The sequence below is a fragment of the Streptomyces sp. NPDC102259 genome (assembly GCF_044766465.1).
Lineage (GTDB): Bacteria > Actinomycetota > Actinomycetes > Streptomycetales > Streptomycetaceae > Streptomyces.
In genome coordinates this window covers 14,179-32,465 of the sequence record NZ_JBIWMA010000036.1, presented here as the reverse complement: position 1 = coordinate 32,465, position 18,287 = coordinate 14,179, and the positions used below count along the sequence as shown (strand labels likewise).

Annotated in this window: 17 protein-coding genes and 1 tRNA gene; 12 read left to right on the top strand and 6 right to left on the bottom strand. The window is 69.4% G+C overall.

The window, feature by feature from the left end; translation table 11 throughout:
- Positions 1 to 53 precede the first annotated feature (53 nt).
- Positions 54 to 1,016: a carbohydrate kinase gene (locus tag ACIRPU_RS41315; RefSeq protein ID WP_403877463.1), complete on the bottom strand. Its 963-nt coding sequence runs from the start codon at positions 1,014 to 1,016 to the stop codon at positions 54 to 56.
- Between the two features lie 245 nt (positions 1,017 to 1,261).
- Here ACIRPU_RS41315 and ACIRPU_RS41310 point away from each other — a divergent pair, with 245 nt between their 5' ends.
- The 4 genes from ACIRPU_RS41310 (at position 1,262) to ACIRPU_RS41295 (ending at position 5,373) form a co-directional block, all read left to right on the top strand.
- On the top strand, positions 1,262 to 2,278 hold the full coding sequence (locus ACIRPU_RS41310) for a sugar ABC transporter substrate-binding protein (RefSeq protein WP_403877460.1): 1,017 nt from the start codon (positions 1,262 to 1,264) through the stop codon (positions 2,276 to 2,278).
- 143 nt (positions 2,279 to 2,421) lie between these two features.
- Positions 2,422 to 3,435, top strand: coding sequence for an ABC transporter permease (locus ACIRPU_RS41305; protein ID WP_403877457.1), 1,014 nt, complete (start codon positions 2,422 to 2,424; stop codon positions 3,433 to 3,435).
- Complete coding sequence (locus ACIRPU_RS41300) at positions 3,432 to 4,268, top strand: ATP-binding cassette domain-containing protein (RefSeq protein WP_403877454.1); 837 nt, start codon at positions 3,432 to 3,434, stop codon at positions 4,266 to 4,268. Before ACIRPU_RS41305 ends, ACIRPU_RS41300 begins: the two co-directional genes overlap by 4 nt.
- Before the next feature lie 73 nt (positions 4,269 to 4,341).
- Positions 4,342 to 5,373: a LacI family DNA-binding transcriptional regulator gene (locus ACIRPU_RS41295; protein ID WP_403877451.1), complete on the top strand. Its 1,032-nt coding sequence runs from the start codon at positions 4,342 to 4,344 to the stop codon at positions 5,371 to 5,373.
- 202 nt (positions 5,374 to 5,575) lie between these two features.
- Here ACIRPU_RS41295 and ACIRPU_RS41290 read toward each other — a convergent pair whose 3' ends face one another.
- The 3 genes from ACIRPU_RS41290 to ACIRPU_RS41280 form a co-directional block, all read right to left on the bottom strand.
- Positions 5,576 to 5,890: a hypothetical protein gene (locus ACIRPU_RS41290; RefSeq protein WP_403877449.1), complete on the bottom strand. Its 315-nt coding sequence runs from the start codon at positions 5,888 to 5,890 to the stop codon at positions 5,576 to 5,578.
- Between the two features lie 170 nt (positions 5,891 to 6,060).
- Positions 6,061 to 6,249, bottom strand: coding sequence for a neutral zinc metallopeptidase (locus tag ACIRPU_RS41285; protein WP_403877446.1), 189 nt, complete (start codon positions 6,247 to 6,249; stop codon positions 6,061 to 6,063).
- Complete coding sequence (locus ACIRPU_RS41280) at positions 6,246 to 6,476, bottom strand: hypothetical protein (protein WP_403877443.1); 231 nt, start codon at positions 6,474 to 6,476, stop codon at positions 6,246 to 6,248. Before ACIRPU_RS41280 ends, ACIRPU_RS41285 begins: the two co-directional genes overlap by 4 nt.
- On the opposite strand from ACIRPU_RS41280, the gene ACIRPU_RS41275 reads away from it, so the two are divergent.
- The 6 genes from ACIRPU_RS41275 to ACIRPU_RS41250 all read left to right on the top strand — a co-directional run bounded on the left by ACIRPU_RS41275 (position 6,457) and on the right by ACIRPU_RS41250 (position 12,046).
- Positions 6,457 to 7,644 carry a UvrD-helicase domain-containing protein gene (locus tag ACIRPU_RS41275; protein ID WP_403877440.1) on the top strand — a complete coding sequence of 396 codons (1,188 nt, stop codon included), beginning with the start codon at positions 6,457 to 6,459 and terminating at the stop codon, positions 7,642 to 7,644. The two genes, ACIRPU_RS41280 and ACIRPU_RS41275, sit on opposite strands and share 20 nt — an antisense overlap.
- Positions 7,645 to 8,342: 698 nt before the next feature.
- On the top strand, positions 8,343 to 8,630 hold the full coding sequence (locus ACIRPU_RS41270; RefSeq protein WP_070201824.1) for a helix-turn-helix domain-containing protein: 288 nt from the start codon (positions 8,343 to 8,345) through the stop codon (positions 8,628 to 8,630).
- Complete coding sequence (locus ACIRPU_RS41265) at positions 8,627 to 10,189, top strand: helix-turn-helix domain-containing protein (protein WP_403877438.1); 1,563 nt, start codon at positions 8,627 to 8,629, stop codon at positions 10,187 to 10,189. The genes ACIRPU_RS41270 and ACIRPU_RS41265 overlap by 4 nt, the downstream gene beginning before the upstream one ends.
- Entirely contained in the window at positions 10,189 to 10,761 is a 573-nt protein-coding gene (locus tag ACIRPU_RS41260; RefSeq protein ID WP_403877435.1) for a transcriptional regulator, read from the top strand. The genes ACIRPU_RS41265 and ACIRPU_RS41260 overlap by 1 nt, the downstream gene beginning before the upstream one ends.
- Before the next feature lie 62 nt (positions 10,762 to 10,823).
- A tRNA-Met gene (locus ACIRPU_RS41255) sits at positions 10,824 to 10,897 on the top strand.
- 519 nt (positions 10,898 to 11,416) lie between these two features.
- Positions 11,417 to 12,046 carry a hypothetical protein gene (locus ACIRPU_RS41250; protein ID WP_403877432.1) on the top strand — a complete coding sequence of 210 codons (630 nt, stop codon included), beginning with the start codon at positions 11,417 to 11,419 and terminating at the stop codon, positions 12,044 to 12,046.
- On the opposite strand, the gene ACIRPU_RS41245 is transcribed toward ACIRPU_RS41250, so the two are convergent.
- Both ACIRPU_RS41245 and ACIRPU_RS41240 read right to left on the bottom strand, forming a co-directional pair.
- On the bottom strand, positions 12,047 to 13,162 hold the full coding sequence (locus ACIRPU_RS41245) for a hypothetical protein (protein ID WP_403877429.1): 1,116 nt from the start codon (positions 13,160 to 13,162) through the stop codon (positions 12,047 to 12,049).
- Positions 13,163 to 13,263: 101 nt separating this feature from the next.
- Entirely contained in the window at positions 13,264 to 14,373 is a 1,110-nt protein-coding gene (locus ACIRPU_RS41240) for an ImmA/IrrE family metallo-endopeptidase (protein WP_403877426.1), read from the bottom strand.
- 540 nt (positions 14,374 to 14,913) lie between these two features.
- On the opposite strand from ACIRPU_RS41240, the gene ACIRPU_RS41235 reads away from it, so the two are divergent.
- Together ACIRPU_RS41235 and ACIRPU_RS41230 are read left to right on the top strand one after the other, a co-directional pair.
- A complete protein-coding gene (locus ACIRPU_RS41235; RefSeq protein WP_403877423.1) occupies positions 14,914 to 16,740 on the top strand; it encodes an ATP-dependent nuclease in 1,827 nt (608 codons plus the stop codon).
- Between the two features lie 376 nt (positions 16,741 to 17,116).
- Positions 17,117 to 18,286: an exonuclease SbcCD subunit D gene (locus tag ACIRPU_RS41230; protein ID WP_403877420.1), complete on the top strand. Its 1,170-nt coding sequence runs from the start codon at positions 17,117 to 17,119 to the stop codon at positions 18,284 to 18,286.
- Position 18,287 lies beyond the last annotated feature (1 nt).

Genomic DNA, 18,287 nt, shown 5'->3' with positions numbered 1-18,287 from the left:
AGCCGAGGCGTCAACGGTTCGGACGTCATTGCCCGGCGCGGCCTGTCTGCCGGTCAGACGTGATCGGCTGCAGCGAGCAGTGCCAACTGGTCGTGCCACGGCGGATTCGGACCGGCGACCGAGCAGGTCAGAGCCGCTACCCGAGCGGCGAACCGGCAGGCTTCCGCGACATCCTCAAGGCGCAGAGCGGCGAACCGGCCGCCGAGAAGTCCGCGGGCACCGAGGTGGTGCAGCAGCCCGGCGGTGAAGGAGTCTCCCGCCCCCACCGTGTCGACAACCCGCGTCGCCACCGCCGGCACCGCCACCCGTTCACCGTCCAGCGAGGCCAAGGCGCCGTCGGCACCGCGCGTGATCACGACCAGCCGTGCCCCGGCCGCGTGCCAGAGGTCGCACGCCTCTTCCGGCGCGGTGCCCGGCAGCAGCAGAGCCAGGTCGTCCTCGCTGAGGCGCAGGATGTCGGCGAGGGAGCACCAGTGGGTCAGCCGGGCGCGGTAGACGTCCGGGTGCACCAGCAGGGGCCTGACATTGGGATCGATGCTGATGGTGGCCTCGGCCGAGGACCGTGCCAGAAACTCCTCCACCGCCCTCGCGCCGGGTTCCCTGACCAGGGCCAGCGAGCCGGTGTGCAGACAGGACGTGCCGGACAGGTCGACTCCCGCCAGTTCTTGCGAAGTCCACTGCCAGTCGGCCGTGTTCTGCGCGTGGAAGGAGAACGCGGCCTGCCCGTCGGCGTCCAGCTCGGCTACGGCCAGCGTGCTGGGCTCGGCGGCCGCGACGGCATCCGAGAGGTCGACGCCGGATGTCTGGAGGTGGGTGCGGAACAGGCGGCCGAACACATCGCCGGACAGGCGCGCGAGAAAGCGGGCCCGGGTGCCGAGGCGGGCCAGCGCCACCGCCGTATTTGCAGGTCCACCGCCCGGCAGCACGCGCAGGACGAGTTCGTTCGAAGCGCTTGCGGGCTCGGTGAAGGCGTCGGCGACGCACTCTCCCAGAACGGTGATCTGGCGCGGGCTCATGGGCAGCTCTTCTCTCGGAGCGGTACGGGCGGACCGGGCCGGGCATGCGGGTGCCTCCGGCCCACCGTGCGCCCGGCCGTTGTGGGCGTTGCTGATTTGTGACGGTCAGAAGGCATTGACGTTGCCGGGAGACGGAGTCCATCATCCTCGCCATGCAGTGTCAACGATGACATAAGTCAACGGTGACACCGGGGGCGGCCTGCTCGCACCCTGCCTGTGCCGCCCGCTATCCACAGGAGTCGTTCATGTCTCGCACCACGCGCCTGTCCTCCTCCCTCCTCAGAGCCGCTGCCATCACGGGTATCGCGGCCCTCACCCTGACGGCCTGCGGCTCCGGCTCCGGATCGGGTTCGTCCAGTGCCGGTTCGGGCGATGTCAAGGTCGGACTGATCACCAAGACGGACACCAACCCGTTTTTCGTGAAGATGAAGGAGGGCGCGGAGAAGGCCGCGAAGTCCGAGGGCGTCAAGCTGATGACCGCGGCCGGCAAGTTCGACGGTGACAATGCCGGGCAGGTCACCGCGATCGAGAACATGGTCGCCGCCGGGGTGAAGGGCATCCTCATCACCCCGAGCGACTCCAAGGCCATCGTGCCCGCGATCGCGAAGGCCCGCGCCAAGGGCGTCCTGGTGATCGCACTGGACACCCCGACCGAGCCGCAGGGCGCGGTCGACGCCCTCTTCGCCACCGACAACCTCAAGGCTGGGCAGCTGATCGGCGAGTACGCCAAGGCGGCCATGGCGGGCAAGAGCGCCAAGATAGCCACCCTCGACCTGGCACCCGGCGTCTCGGTCGGCGTCCAGCGGCACAACGGCTTCCTCAAGGGCTTCGGCGCCACGGACAAGGACGTGGTCTGCGCCCAGGACACAGGCGGCGACCAGGCCAAGGGCCAGACAGCGATGGAGAACTGCCTCCAGAAGGAACCCGGCATCAACGTCGTCTACACCATCAACGAGCCGGCCGCGCTGGGCGCGTACACCGCGCTCAAAGCCAAGGGCCGTGAGAAGGACGTCCTCGTCGTCTCCGTCGACGGCGGCTGCACCGGCACTCAGGCGGTCAAGGACGGCAAGATCGCCGCGACCTCGCAGCAGTACCCGCTGAAGATGGCCGCCGAGGGCGTCAAGGCCGTGGTGACGTACGCCAAGGACGGCAAGAAGGCCTCCGGCTACACCGACACCGGCGTCACCCTGATCACCGACAAGGCACAGGCCGGGGTCGACTCCAAGGACACGGCGTTCGGCCTGGAGAACTGCTGGGGCTGAGCCGCCCGCCGGCCCCACGAACCGCCTTCTGCTCTCAGCTGGGGCGGCCGCCCCCACCTCCCCGACCCGGGACGGCCGCTCCCTCGCCTCCTTGTCCCCCAGCGGGGCCGACAAGGATTTCTGTCTCCCGACAAGGACTTCGCATGACTGCCACGTCCACGCCACCCTCGACCTCGACGCCATACGCCGAGCTCAAGGCACCGACCACGGCCCGCCGGCTGCTCATGCAGCCGACCACAGGCCCCCTGGCCGCCTTGCTGCTGGCCTGTGTCTTCTTCTCGTTCTCGACCGACCAGTTCCTCACCGGCGGGAACTTCTCGCTGATCGTGCAGCAGGTCATGGTGGTCGGCACCCTCGCCATCGGACAGACCCTGATCATCCTCACCGCCGGCATCGACCTGTCGTGCGGTGCCGTGATGGCGTTCGGCAGCATCGTGATCGCGAAGATGGCGGCGCAGGGGTCGCTTCCGCCGCTGCTCGCGATCGCGCTGGGCCTGGTGGTATGCGGCGGCTTCGGGCTGCTGAACGGGCTGCTGGTGCAGAAGATCCCGCTGCCGCCGTTCATCGTCACCCTCGGCATGCTCAACGTGGCGTTCGCGCTGACCCACATCTACTCCGAGGAGCAGACGGTCACCAACCTGCCCGGCCCGCTGACCGCTCTCGGCGAGACCTTCCCGCTCGGACATACCGACATCACCTACGGTTCGCTGGTCACCATCGCCCTGTTCCTGCTGCTCGCCTACACGCTCAGCAGCACCGGCTGGGGCCGGCACGTCTACGCCCTGGGCAACAGCCAGGAGGCAGCACGCCTGAACGGCATCCGCACCTCCCGCCTCACCATCGGCATCTACACCGTGGCGGGCCTGCTGTACGGCGTCGCGGCCCTGCTCCTCATCTCTCGCACCGGGGTGGGCGACCCGCAGGCCGGGCAGACCGACAACCTCGACAGCATCACCGCCGTGGTCCTCGGCGGCACCAGCCTGTTCGGCGGCCGGGGCTCGGTCCTCGGCACGTTCATCGGCGTGCTCATCGTGGGCGTGTTCCGCAACGGGCTCCAGTTGATGGGCGTCGCGTCCATCTACCAGACCCTGATCACCGGTGTGCTGGTGATCCTCGCGGTGACCGTCGACCAGATCTCCCGGAAGAAGGCCCGATGAGCGCCTCGGACTCCCCCACCCCCGTGCTGCAGGCCCGCGGTCTGGTCAAGCGCTACGGCCATGTCACCGCCATCGACGGCGCCGACTTCGATCTGCTGCCCGGCGAGGTCCTCGCCGTGATCGGTGACAACGGCGCCGGCAAGACCAGCCTGATCAAAGCCCTCACCGGCGCAGTGACTCCGGACGCCGGCGAGATCCGGCTCAACGGAGAGCCCATCGTCTTCTCCGGTCCGCAGAGCGCCCGCGCCCACGGCATCGAGACGGTGTATCAGGACCTCGCCGTGGCCGCCTCGATGGACATCGCCTCGAACATGTTCCTCGGCCGGGAACTGCGCCGCCCCGGAGTCCTCGGCAGTGTCTTCCGGATGCTGGACAAGAAGCGGATGCGGCAGGAGGCCGCCGAGCACATGGCCGATCTGAAGATCGGGCTGCGCTCGCTGACCCAGTCGGTGGAGACCCTCTCCGGGGGACAGCGGCAGGCCGTGGCCGTGGCCCGCTCGGTGGCCTGGGCGAGCAGCGTCGTCGTCATGGACGAACCCACCGCCGCCCTCGGCGTCAAGGAGTCCGGCCAGGTCCTCGACCTGATCCGCCGCGTCCGCGACAAGGGCATGCCGGTCGTCCTGATCAGCCACAACATGCCGCACGTCTTCGAGATCGCCGACCGGATCCATGTCCACCGCCTCGGTCGGCGGGCCGCCGTGATCAAGCCCTCCGACTACTCCATGGCCGAAGTCGTCGCCATCATGACCGGCGCACTCACCGTCGACGAGGCCGGAGGTACCGTCATCACGGATTCGGAGGCCGCCAAGGCCGCAGGAGTCCAGGCCAACTGACAACATCTTCAGCAGTTACGGGTTCCGGCCGAGGCTGCGGCCGGAACCGACGAGCAAGGAGACCGTGTCCTCCATGGCAGCGAACCGCCGCCCCACCCTGGCCGATGTCGCCCGTGAAGTGGGTGTCAGCGCCAAGACCGTCTCCCGCGTCCTCAACGAGGACGGACCCGCCTCCACGCAGACCAGGGAACAGGTACTCGCCGCCGTGGCCCGGCTGGGCTTCCAGCCGAACCTGATGGCGCGCAACATCCGCGTCGGCGGCCCCGACACCACCGTCGGACTCGTCATCCCCGACCTCGGGAACCCCTTCTTCGGAGCCGTCGCCCGCGGCATCGAGGACACCGTCGGCGGCCGCGGCCTGACCCTCCTCATGGGCTCCTCCGCGGACGACCCCGAGCGCGAACGCGCCCTGACAGACAAGTTCCTCGCCCGCAGGATCAGCATCCTCATGGTCGTGCCGTCCGTCGGCGCGAATCACTCCCACCTCAAGACCCAACGCAACGCCGGGCTGACCATCGTCTTCCTCGACCGACCGGGAGTGGGATTGACCACGGACAGTGTGGTCAGCACCAACCGCACGGGCGCGCACGACGGCGTCGCCCACCTCATCGCCCACGGCCACCGGCGCATCGGCTTCATCGGCGACCTGCCCACCAAGCTGTACACGCGCCGCGAACGTCTGGCCGGATACCGGGATGCCCTGCAAAAAGCAGGCCTGCCGCACGACCGGTCGCTGGTCACGAACGCCCATGACCAGCACGGCGCTTCAGCCGCCACATCCCAGCTTCTGGACCTTGCGGATCCCCCCACGGCCCTGTTCGCCGGCAACAACATCGTCGCACTGGGCATAGTGACCGAACTCGCCCGCAGCAAGCGCAAAGACGTCGCCGTCGTCGCCTTCGACGACGTGGCCCTCGCCGAGGCCCTCGAACCGGCCCTGACCGTCGTCGCCCAGAACCCCGAAGAAATCGGCAGAGCAGCCGCAGCAACCGCCCTGGCCCGCCTGGACGGCGACCGCTCCCGCACCCGCACCATCACCATCCCCACCCAGCTGATCAGCCGCGGCTCGGGCGAGCATCCCCCTGCTGCGCAGCACGATGCATGACATCGCACTCGTTTCAACGCCGCCACGAACTCCGCCCCGGTGCACACGCTGAGTGTCGTGACCGCTGGCGCGAGCGGCTGCCCACGGCGGGCCTTTGCGCTCCCGGAAGCATGGAATGCGGCGGCGGAAGCAGCCGAAAGGACACACAGATCCTGCCGGTCGGCCTCCCGCTCGTGCAGCGATGGGCCGATACCCGAGCCGATCAGCCCGACGAGCGCAAGGGCCACTCGTTCTCCAGAGGACGCAGACCGGAAACAGCGGCCGCTTCGACGTCCTCGACGGGCAGTCCGTGCTCGTGGCCGGCCGCGGCGATCGCGGCCAGGGCTTCCTCGTCGATCCGGCTGGAGACGGCATTCAGCAGGACGAACGTTCCGTGGCCGTACCCGTCCTGCGCAGACGCGGCAGCGCCTGCCGCTTCCCGTACCGCTGTCCGCCAGGGAGGCCAGCGCCGCGCCGCGTCCACGGCCATCGCCAGGCGCAACCGCCCGTGCCGGGTACGGACCGAGGCGGCCGTCACCTCACCGAAGACGCCAGCATCGCCCCGGCCGCACGAGAGGCCCCGGCTGCCCGCCGGCCCGCCACCATCACGCGCACCCGCGGGTTAGCTGTAGCGAGCGTGAACGCGATCGACTGCCCAGCTACGACAGGAGTGCGGGGCCCCGGGCGGTCCTTCGCCGTGCGCCCCGGTCAAGGGCCGCCTCCCGCTCCGCCCACGTATTCGTGCGCGATGACGTAGGCCTTGGCGAACGGGCCGCCCTTGGCGCCGAACTTGCTGCTCAGGTCGTTGAAGAAGCCGAGGTCGAGATAGACCTTGTCATCGGCTGAGCAGTAGAAGGGGCCGACGTCAGAAGTCGCGTTCCCACAGCCGGTGTTCACACTGCGGTGAACAGGAACGTCGGAGCCTGCTGGTAGGGCTTGCCGGCGGCTGTCTCCGTCTGCTTCCAGAATGCCTGCACGCTGTCGACCACGGCGACGATCCGGCACTCCTCCTTGCGGTTGGCGTCGGCACCGGTCCGGCAGTCCGCCGCGAGGTCCGCGGCTGACTTGCCGGACGAGGACGTGTCGCTGCTGCCCGAGCCGAACATGCCGGGGTCGACACCCAAGAGCACGGACGCGACCAGCACCACGATCCCGACCAGCCCCCGCCCCTCCTACGTCACCCTGCGCACCGTGGCCCGCTTCTGCCACACCGCCGACGCGACGATCACCCGCCACCACATCCCCCACCTGCGCGGCCTGGAAGAGCCCAGCCTGCACGCACAACTCGCCGCCCACATCGTCCCGTTCGCCCGCAAGGCCTGGCTGGACCTCCAGTACCCCAACGACGGCGCCGTCCGCTTCGACCACGACCACTACCTCAAGATCTGGGCCCTCACCCAGCCGAAGATCGACGCCGACTTCCTGCTCCTCGACGAGGCCCAGGACACCAACCCCGTCGTCGAGCAGATCTTCCTCGCCCAACGCGACCACGCCCAGCTGGTCATGGTCGGCGACTCCGCCCAGGCCATCTACCACTGGCGCGGCGCCAAAGACGTCATGACCGGCTTCGACGGCACCCAGCTCGCTCTGTCCCGGTCCTTCCGCTTCGGCCCCCGCCTCGCCGAGGAAGCCAACCGCTGGCTGTACCTGGCCGACGCCCCCATCCGTCTCACCGGCGCCGACACCGTGCCCACCGAACTCGGCCCCGTCACCCGGCCCGACGCGGTCCTGTGCCGTACCAACGTCGGCGCCATGGCCCAGGTCATGGAGCTGCTGTCCGGCGGACACCAGGTCGCGCTGGCCGGGGGAGGAGACAGCCTGCGCGCTCTGGCCCTGGCCGCCCGCGACCTCAAAGAAGGATGCCGCACCACCCACCCCGAACTGGTGCTGTTCACCACCTGGGGCGACCTGCAGGACTACGCCGCCTACGACCCCGCCGGCCGCGACCTGCAACCCCTGGTCGACCTGGTCGACACCCACGGCGCGGACGCCATCCTGGCCGCCGTGGCCCACCTCTTGCCCGAAGACCAGTCCGAGGTAACCGTCTCCACCGCGCACAAGGCCAAAGGCCGCGAATGGGCACAGGTGAAGATCGCAGACGACTTCACCCCACCCTCCGACGGGCCGCCGGACGGCACGGGGCAAGGAACCGTCCGCCGGATCGACGGCAAGGAGGCCTGCTTGGCCTACGTAGCCGTCACCCGTACCCGGCGCCGCCTCGACATCGGCGGCCTGTCCTGGATCAACGAGCATCCGGAGGGAGCATTGGCCGGTCCTCAGCCACCGCGGTGATGCTCAGGGCGGGTTCGGGGCGGTCGGAGCCTCCGCCTGGAAGGTGCACGGGGGAGCAGCGGTACGGATCGCAATGATCCGGGACGGGTGGCTGCCCCCTGTCCGTGACGGCACATGCGAGAAGCCCTCACTTGCCGCCCGCTGTCCACAGACGGCCCCCGGCAGGCTTCTTGGGCTATGAACATCAGCTCGCCGGGCATCGCCCGGAACAACAAGAAGACGCCGCGCTGCGAACGCCACGACGCCCTCCTCCAGCCGGAGGAGCAGACCGAGTTCGCGGCCCGGTTCCCGGCAGGCCACCAGGCGCAGATGGCGTTCCTCCTGGCCAACTACGCCGGCAACGCCTCCCTGGTCGCCGCACTCCTGGGCACTGGAGTGCGTACGGTGCGCCGCCACTGCCGAGGGTGGCCGCCACCGCCCGGGCTCCGGCTGCGCCCGGGCCCTGCGCCGCCGTGTCGTGGACCTCGTGTGCCCGCGATGCCTGTCCGATCGTGCGGTGGAACAGGCGCGCCAGGCGAATCGGGAAGCCCGGCGCGCGGCCCGACGGCTTCCGCGTGATCCCGGCGGCATGGATCGCTGACACACCGGGTGCCCGAGAACCTTCAGCTCCCTCAGAACGCTGAAAGCTTTCCTGCATCATTGATAGTTAAAAGCTGGCTTAGATGCGAAAGTTGCATGGATTCAGGTAAGATGGCGGCATGGGATTGCGCTTGGAGGAGTCGCTGCGGCTGACGGTGGCCGCGTTGATGCAGGTAACGGGTGAATCGCAGCGGTCGGTCGCGGGGGTGCTGGGACTGACGCAGACACAGGTGTCGCGTCGGCAGTCGGGCGCCATCTCCTGGAGCCTGCGCGACGTCGACGTCCTGGCCGAGCACTACGGCATCGGCGCGCTGGATCTCCTGGCGGGTCCGACCAGAGCGTGCGAGGCGCTGCCCGCCGACAGGCGCCGTACCGTGCGGACCGAAGCGAGGGGGACGGGCCGGTGAGCGACTTCGACGCGATCGACTCGCTGCTCGACGCCGTCGGCCCCCAGGCCGAACTCCCGCCCTGCCCTGTACGCCGCGAGCTGCGAGAGCGGGCTCGGCTGTCCAAGGCGCAGGTGGCACGCGCGCTCGGCGTGAGCCCCTCAACCCTCAGCGGATGGGAAAGCGGCCGGGACCCGGCCGGCGAGATCCGCACCAAATACGCCTACCTGCTGGACGGACTGAACGCCAAGTTCGCCACCGAGACCGAGACCGAGGTGGCGTCGGCTGCGGAGCAGACCGTCACGTCAGGCACGGCCGCGACCGCCACCCCCTTGTCTTCGCCGGACCTCTGCCTGGACGAGGACGGGGACGACGTGGAGCTGCTTGTCGTACCCGAGCCCTGTGTGCTGTGCGGTCGTCCGGCCGGACAGCGCGTGGCGGGGTTCGCTCAGCACCTGGCCCCGGCCGACTGCCAGCCCACCGCCACCGGAGCCCCAGCTGCCCCGCCAGCCGGACAGCCCACCGCGCAAACCCCGAAAGCGCCGCGGCGCACGACAGGTCCGGCGCGTGCGACGGAGCGTTCCAAGGGCCCGGCCCGCCACGCGTTCCAGGAGTCGTCCGGCCCGGCCGACCTGATCCGCGAGGCTGTGCAGTGCGCGCTTGCCGAGCACCGGGGTGACGTCGACGCAGCCACGGCGACACTGTTGAAGCGGGCGATCCCGGACGCGATGCGACTGCTGGACGAGACCCGCAAGGGCGCCCGCTACGACGTGATTGCGCACCCCTGGATCCCCGACATCCTCAAGAAGCAGACCGCGCGCGGCGCGGACCAGATCTGGGAAGCCCGCCCCAGGTGGACCCGTCACGAACTCCCGCCCGGCAGGCATGAGGTGACCGCGCTCGACATCAACGGCGCTTACCTCTCCGCCCTCAAGACGCACCTCCCCCTGGGCCAGCTCGAGCACTCAACCGGTCTCGCCCATGACCGCCGCCGCTCCGGAGTCCACCTGATCACCCCGCCCGAGTGGGGGCACGAGGCGGTGCTGCCCAACCCGATCGGCCAGAGGGACGAGCCCGGTCCCCTGTGGGTCACCGAGCCGACGCTGCGCCTCCTGCTGCGCCTGTCCGGCCCCAAGCACCAGCTGTGCGCGCCTCCTCAGATCCACGAGTCGTACACCTCCGGGACCACGGAGAACCTGCTCGAGAAGTTCCGCATCGCGCTGAAGGACGCCCGCGACACGGCGATCGAGCAGGGCGATACGGTGACGCTGGAGTACGTGAAGGCGATGTACTCGAAGTTCGTCTCCACGATGGGGGAGTCGAACTACAACCGGGAGCTCTACCGTCCGGACTGGATGCACCTCATCCGTAGCCAGGCCTTCGCCAATCTGTGGCTCAAGGCGCTCAAGGCCCATGACGAGGGCCTGGCCGTCGTCCGGGCGATGGGCACCGACGAACTCCACGTCATCGGTGACTGGCGCCGTGTCTTCGCCGAAGGCCGCGGTGTTACCGAGGTCAAGGTCAAGGACACGTACACCGCCGGAAGCGACGCCGCTGAGCACGCAGGCGAGGGGGAGTAGTGCCGGAGAAGAACATCGACTTCGGAAGGTTCGGCGCCCGGGGCATCAAGGGCAGCGACGCCGTCGCGCGCAAGCTCGACGAGCTCGCGGGCGGCATCGCCACTCCCGTGACCGCCAAGCGCGGCTGGACGGCGCGCCTGCACTACCTGACGAAGTCGGCCCAGACCCTGAAGGCCGCCCAGGACGCCGGGCTGACAGTGACGCACCGGACGCTGAAGGCGTGGCTGGAGGAAGACCGTCGCCCCTCCAAGACCAACCTGGAACGCATCGACCAGGTGTACCGGGCGGTGCGCCGTCACTACGTCGCCCGCCATCTCCTCAGGCGCCTCAACCGCGACGGACGCGGCACCCGGGTGGAGATCCACCCGCTCAACCAGTCCCAGGTGCCGCAGCCGCTGCAGCGGGTGGTGGAGTACCGGACGATGAACGTGCGCCGCTGGGACCGCATCGTCGGCTCCTGGGCGGCCGGCGACCACCGGGGCCTCGACGCCGCGTGGCAGGACACGATCGTCGACCTCGGCTCGCAGTGGGGCCAGTACGAGTACGTCACCAACGTCGGCTTCGCCGCATAGGGGCCTGCGCCGGAAGGTGGTCTTCGGCGCCTGCTGGGATGGCGTACGGTGGGGGACACCGACGCGGGGTGGAGCAGCTCGGTAGCTCGCTGGGCTCATAACCCAGAGGTCGCAGGTTCAAATCCTGTCCCCGCTACTGACGAAGAGGGCCCGGATCAACACGATCCGGGCTCTTTCGCGTTCCTGGCACGCTCTCACGTCTGGCTCCTGCCCGGCAGGAGGCCCGGCCGCCCTTGCAGCCTGCCCGAGGTGATCGATCTCAGGCCGTTCTGCTGGACTCTGCGGCGAAGAGAGGAGTCCTCGGTGACGGTGCGCGGACCGCAGTGGCTGGTGTCTGCGCACAGTGCAGGGTTGGCATGTGCGCGGTCCGCACTGGGATCTCGCAGCAGGTCCTGCTCTGAACAAAGCCGGTCTGCGCATACCCGTCATCGAGCCGCCGTGCCGTGCGGGACCTGCGCCGTGGCCCACCTGGCCACGCGGTATGCCGCCCGCAGGCCCTGGTGCCAGGGAAGAGCGGTAGTTCTACCGTGCGGTCGGCGACATAGCACTGTGGCAGGGAGTGGGCGGGATTTTGGAACGTTTGGACGGGACGGCCGTGCCCCATCGGGTGGGATAGTCGGGGCCGCCGGGTGCGGTCGAAGTCGGATGAGGCAGGGTGAACGCCATGGTGACCTTGGCCAGCCCGTCGGTGGGCACGTCGGTTCGCGCAGCCTCTGCGGCCGTGCTGGATCCTGCCGCGCTGTCTGTCTCGCTCCAGCTGATGGGCAGCCAGGCGCTGCTGTTCTACCGCCTTGACGAGGAAGAATGCGCACGCCGCGCCCGCGTCTCAGCGGCCCGTCTGGACAGTCTCGATGCGCTGCAGACTCTTCTGGAGCTGCCCGTCGACGAGCCCGTCGCCCTCGCCTTGCTGCCCGCACGGCTGCGTGCGGCGGTACGTCGGCTTCCGGCCGGTGCCGCCGAGCTCGACCGCCGTGAGGTCACCCGTCGCGCGGTGCGGCCGCTCACCATTGATCTCGCCGTGGTGCGGGCGAGCGCCGCAGGCTGGCGCGGAGGACTCGAGCAAGCCGGCCGTTTCGCCCCCTTCTGCCGGCGCGCCCTGCTGCTGGACAGCGCTCCACCGGCGGCTGAGGAGATGTTGATGGAAGCCGCCTTCTACGGCATCGGCGTCCTGGCGGCAGACGGCGAGACCGTGGACATGCTGCTGGAACCCCGGCCTTATACCCCGCGCCGCCACACCCCCGCAGCATGGTGCTTCACCGAGGAGTTCCACCACCGCATCGGCTAGTCACACCTCACCGCGCTCCACACCCGCCACCGGGCGCGCCGCGGACGAAGTCTGCGAGGCGACGGGGGCCTGCGCCCACTGCAGCAGCTGCGCGGGCACCTTGAAGGCGCTGAACCCGGGATGGTCGAGTTCAGCGTTGAGGACCGGGTAGCGGTCCACCGCGCGCTGGCAGCGCTGCTGCCACCACGCGGGCCGCCCGGCCGGCTCGACGGCGTCCATGGTGCGCAGCCACTCCATCAGCACCGCGGCGTTATGGGCGGCGGCCGGCACCTGCCAGTGATTGTCGACGAAGGCGTCCAGCACGAGCCCGTCGCAGGCAGCACACCGGCACACCGGCGCCAGACCCGCGGCGAACCGCTTCGCCAGCGTCTCGCCGAGGAAGAAGTCCATCAGCTCCGGCAGCAGCACGGAGGGCGAGTTCGGTCCGCCCGCGGACCGCTTGGCGGCCTGGCCGGGCGGCACGATGTGCCGCACGCTGCTGGTGGCGCCGAAGGCGGTGAACACCGCCCCATGGGCGAGGGCCCCGAACGCTGCGAGATCGGCACGCAACAGCGCCGTGCCGGGCACCTCCGCCAGCAGCCGCTTGAGGTTGCCCACCGCCTGGGAGAAGCCGGCCAGCGGGTCCATCTGTCCGCCGAGCATGACCGCCTTGGGGTTCGGCACGACATTGAGCCAGGCGATCAGCTGCCCGACCGCGTCGTCGCGCAGCCACCCCACGTCCACGGGAACGCTGAAGAAGACGTGGGGGTCCTCCAGCTTGAGGACCTGGTGGACGGCGGCCTTGAGGGCGTCGGAGTCTTCCGCGTGCAGGTATCCGGTGGGCGTCATGGCCGCCGTCGCGCCGGCACGGTGGCCCACCTGCTCCTCGATCGACAGCTGCAGCGGGTCGCCGAAGGTCAGCTGGCCTTTCGAGACGTCGGGGAAGGGATCGTCCTCGCTGGCTGCCGCCACGGTGTAGACGGCGGGATCCGCGAGCAGCGGTCCGGTGAACCCTTCCTCGCGCAGTTTGCGGACCTTCGCCGCCGCCCCGGGACCGCTGACGACGAGCCCGCTGCGCACCGGATCGAGCTGCTCGCGGATATAGCCGACGCGGCTCACTCCGGACTGCAGCAGCATCCGCCCCTTCAACTGCACAGGTACAGCGGGGGTGTGAGGAGGGTCGGGGGGCTCCGCGGGATCGGAGCCGGCGCCCGGGCGGGGGGAGGGGAACGACTCAGTCATGGCCTCACCTTCGAAGCGGAATCCACCGTCGCGCCTTCGCGCGGGGCGTACAGCAGCTGGAAGTCCTCGGGCAGCAGCCGGGCACAGCGGGCCAGCTCTTCCTCGCTCATCCCCGCGGCCAGAGCGGAGCGGATCAGCCCGGGGACGTATCGGGGCCGCTCCCGGTCTATCTCGACCGGTTCGGCCGTGCGGTAGCCCAGCGCGGACATCTCCACCATCACGCTGCGGTACTGCCAATCCGTGACGATGTTCAGACTCTGCGCCCGGCGCAGCAGCGCGGCCATCGACACCTTCCACTCCCGCTTCAGCCGGGCCAGCAGTTCCAGGTCGACGCGGGGCGTGAAGGCGGAGCGGATGTCACGCGCGGGCATGAGGAGCTCGGCGGCGAATTCGTCGGCTTGCCGCTCCTGTACGGCGCTGTCGCCGGGGGACTGGTGCAGGACCAGGTGCCCCAGCTCGTGTGCCAGGCTGAAGCGGTAGCGGTCTGCGGGCGCGTGGTGGTTGGCCAGGATGAGCGGCGGCTGCGTGCCGTCCCACTGGCTGACCGCATCGAGCCGGCCGCTGCCCAGATCACGCGTGACCACCAGAACTCCGGCCGTCTCCAGGGATGCGGTGAGGTCCGCCGCCGGGCCCGGTGGCATGCCCCACGCCTTGCGGACCTGCCGGGCTGCATCCTTGGCGGTGGTCAGGGCGTCGAGTGCGACAGCGGGAATGGCCGCGGCCCGCGCGCCGAGACCGGGTCGGCACGCGGCGATCCCCTGCAACTGAACCCGTGTCAGGGCGAGATGGGCATGTTGGCGCCGCAGGGCGGAGACGGTCAACGACGCACGCTTGCGGTGGTGGACGAGCCCCACGCCGACCCCATGCACCTGCGGATCCAGACACAGCAGCTCCGGTGGATACCCCAGCGCCGCCGCATAAAGCTCCAGCCGCTCTCCGGAGACCGCCAGCCGGCCGCTCTCAGCGCGGCTCACGTACCCCTGCGACACCGCCGCGTCACCGCCGGAGGCCTTCACCATCGCCTCAGCCACGTCGGCTTGTGTCATGCCGCGGAACTCGCGGGCCACCACCAGCATCCCCGGCTGCGCCGAATGTACGTCGCTCACGTCGTACCACCTCAGATCAGACCTCAAAAGATTAGCCTCAAATATTCCTCCGTGTATCGAAGTTGACAAAATTGACAGAACGTCAAGACGAGCATTTGGGGATGGGCGGGCGGCGTGACGCCGCTCGTTCACGCGGATGACTGCTCCTGGAATCCGAGACGAGGCTCGATTGGCCGTGACGCCCTCGGCGAAGTGCTCCGCCATGGCGGCTGCGACGTCCCGGGTCTCGATCCTCCGCTCCCGGCTCCCGGCCGCAGGACCGTGCTGTTCCGGTCCGCGCTGGTCAAGACGTACGCCGCGAGGCCGTGCCGGTGCAGCACCCGGCTTCTGCGGGATGCGGCGTTCCGGCCCCGGCGCGGAGAGTCCCGCCTTGCCCCGGCCAGACCCTAACTGGCGCAAAACGGCGAGCTGTTGCTTTGCGTCCCTCTAGGATGACTGCCTGCGATGAGTGCTCAGTTGCCTCATCCGCACGCGTAACGCCCGCACGCCACACCCCTGCCCGTCGCCCGGCGGAGCGGGGAGATACGGAGCAGCTCGACCGTGCACCTCATCCGCTTCTCCGCGTGCGGGTTCCGCTCGCTGACCCATGTGCAGGACATCCCGGTCAGCAGCCCGACGATCCTGGCCGGCCGCAACGACGGCGGCAAGAGCGCGGTCCTGGCCGCGCTGGCCTTCCTGCTGGGCGAGCACCGTCTGACGGACGAGGACCGCACCTACCAGCAGGACGAGGACGTCAAGGGACAGCGCTGCGCGGAGACATGGGTGGAGGGCGTCTTCCGCCTGGACACCGCCGAGCAGGCCGCAGCCGCCCCCTTACCGGCCGAGCTGCGCATCCGGCGCCGCTCACGGGCCGGCGAGGCGGCGTGCTGGGAGTTCTTCGGATCGCAGCCCGCCGACAGCCGTCTGCAGGGCCTGGGCCGGCTGATGAAGAAGGACCTGACCGAACTGGTCGCCGAGTTCGGCCTCGCCCCGTCGGGCACACTGAAGGAAGACCTGCTGGCCGCGCTCACCGCGCACGCCACGACCGTCCCGCAGACCGACCAGTGGCAGCCGCTGCCGAAAGACCTCGAGGCACGACTGCCGCGGCTGCTGGCCTTCGGCGGCAAGGACGAGAGCCCGGACGACGCCGTGCGCACCGCCTTGAGTAGCTGCTACGAAACCCATCTGGAGGACGAGACCCTCCAGGGACAGGTCCGGGAGATCGAGAAGGAGATCACGCAGCGGCTGGAGAAGGAAGCTGACTCCCTATGCCGGCACATCCGCCAGCACTGCCGTGAATTCGTCGGCGTGGAGGTCAGGCCCGAGGTCTCCTTCAAGGGCGGCTTCAAAAGGGCGCCGCTGGAGGTGTCCAAGGCCGACGGCGAGCCCGTGGATCTGACCCGCTCGGGCCAGGGCAGCACCCGGCGCATCGCCCTCGCTGTGTGGGAGTGGACCAGCAGCCTCCTCGAAAGCAGTGAACTCGCCGCGACGGGGGAGCAGGACGAGCCGCAGCCCACCCAGACCATCGTCGTCTACGACGAGCCCGACACCCACCTCGACTACCGCCACCAGCGCACCGTCATGGACATCATCCGCAAACAGTGCGCCCTGCCCCACGTCAGCGTCATCGTCGCCACCCACTCGATGAACCTCATCGACGGCGTCGACATCGCCGACGTCGTCCACCTCAAGCTCAGCGACAGCGGCCGCACCCTCGTCGAGCGCCTCGACGACGACACCCACGACGGCATCGACTTCCACCTCGGACAGATCGCCGCCGCGGTGGGACTGCGCAACTCCGTCCTGCTGCACGAACGCTGCTTCCTGGCAGTCGAGGGCCCCACCGAGCAGCAGTGCGTGCCCCTGCTCTTCCGCCTCTCGCAGGGCCTGCCCCTGCAGGCGGCCGGCATCGCCCTGTGGGCCTGCGACAACAACGAAGGAGCACTTCACCTCGCGGGCTACCTCGTCAAGCACCACCGCACCGTCATGCTGATGGTCGACGCCGACAGCCGCACACATAAGCACTTCAAGACCGAGAAACTCGTCAGAGCCGGCCTCGACCTCACCAAGCAGGTCTCCTACGTCGGCGAGGGCGAGGGCTACAACGAGCTGGAGGAGCTCTTCAGCGACCTTCAGTGGGCGGCCGCCGCCAACGCCCACTGGCCCCGCCCCGAGGGCCAGCCCTGGAGCGCCTATGACTTCACGGAGCACCGGGGCGGCAAGTTCAGCGAGCGCATCCTCTACATGATCAAACAGCAGGCCGCAGAGAGCAGCCCCAACGGCAAGGCCGACATGCTCTACGCACTGGTGTCCATGCTCGCCACGCCAGAGGAGGTCCCCCAGCAGCTACGGGACATCTTCACCGAGGTGCAGGCCCTCGCCTGCTGACCTGCTGCTGCGTTCGCCGCTGCAGCATGCGCTCCTTGCGCTGCTCAGTGGTCGGCGCCGTCCAGGCGTGCCATCCGGCCTCCGCAGTCCATTGCCGCGCGTGCGCGCGGGCTTCGATTCCGCACCACCGGCAGCCCCCGGGCGCCACAGTGTGCTCGGTCCTGGCAGAACGCGATAACGACATCACATCCTCCTTCCCCCACTGCTTATCTTGCCTCCTGCCACTGACAATCACCCTGCGAGCCGCGTCCGGCTCCGCCACCCGGCGGCGCATACGAAGAAACCTTTCCCTCACGTGTCCCCAAGACTCCGAAACAAGACCGTTTATCGGGAAAACCACCCGTAGCTCCCACCACTCTGGTTACGGTCTTTGCCCATGAGGTTCCTGCACACCTCGGACTGGCATCTCGGCTGCCGGTTCCACGGGGAAGATCTGATCGACCGCCAGCGCATGGTCCTGGACCACATCTGCGCCACCGCCCGCACTCAGAAGGTGGACGCCCTACTCATCGCGGGCGACATCTACGACCGTGCCATTCCGAGCCTGGACGCGGTACGCCTGTTCGACCGGGCTCTGCACCAGCTCGCCGACCTCGGCATCCCCACCATCATGATCAGCGGGAACCACGATTCCGCCCACCGCCTCGGCACCGGCTCCGGCCTGTACGCCAAAGCCGGCGTCCACCTGCGCACCAACCCCGCCGACGCCGCCCGCCCCGTCCTCCTCGACGACGAGCACGGCCCCGTCGCCGTCTACGGAGTGCCCTACCTCGAGCCCGCCCTGGTACGCACCCAGCTGGACGCCGAGACAGCCTCCCACCAGGCCGTTCTCACCTCCGCACTGGACCGCATCCGCGCCGACCTCGCCACCCGCCCGGGCACCCGCTCCGTCGTCCTCGCCCACGCCTTCATCACCGGCGCCACCACCAGCAGCAGCGAACGCGACATCAGCGTCGGCGGCATCGCCCACGCCGGCGCCGACCTCTTCGACGGCATCGACTACACCGCCCTGGGACATCTGCACCGCCCGCAGAGCGTCAACGCCCGCATCCACTACAGCGGCTCCCCGCTGGCCTACTCCTTCTCCGAGACCAGCCACACCAAATCCCTCACCCTGGCCGACCTGCCGGCCGACGGCGCCCCCACGGTCACCCGCCACGACATCCCGGCCGATCTCCACCTGCCGCTGGCCCGGCTGACCGGCCGCATCGAAGACCTGCTGACCGACCCCGCACACGAACATCTCAGCGAAGCCTGGCTGCAGGCCACCCTCACCGACACCGCCCTCCCGTACGAGGCGATGGCACGCCTCAAACAGCGCTTCCGCCACACGCTGGACATGCGGCACCTGCCCACCGGCATCCCGGCACAGGCCACCGACACCCCCACCTACCGCGAACGAGTACGCGGCCGCGGCGACCTCGACATCACCCACGACTTCATCACCGCCGTGCGCGGCACCCCACCCACCACGGCAGAGGCAGGCCTCCTCCAAGAAGCCGTCGACGACATGCGCGTGCGCGTCCAGGAGAAGGAAACCGTCTGAC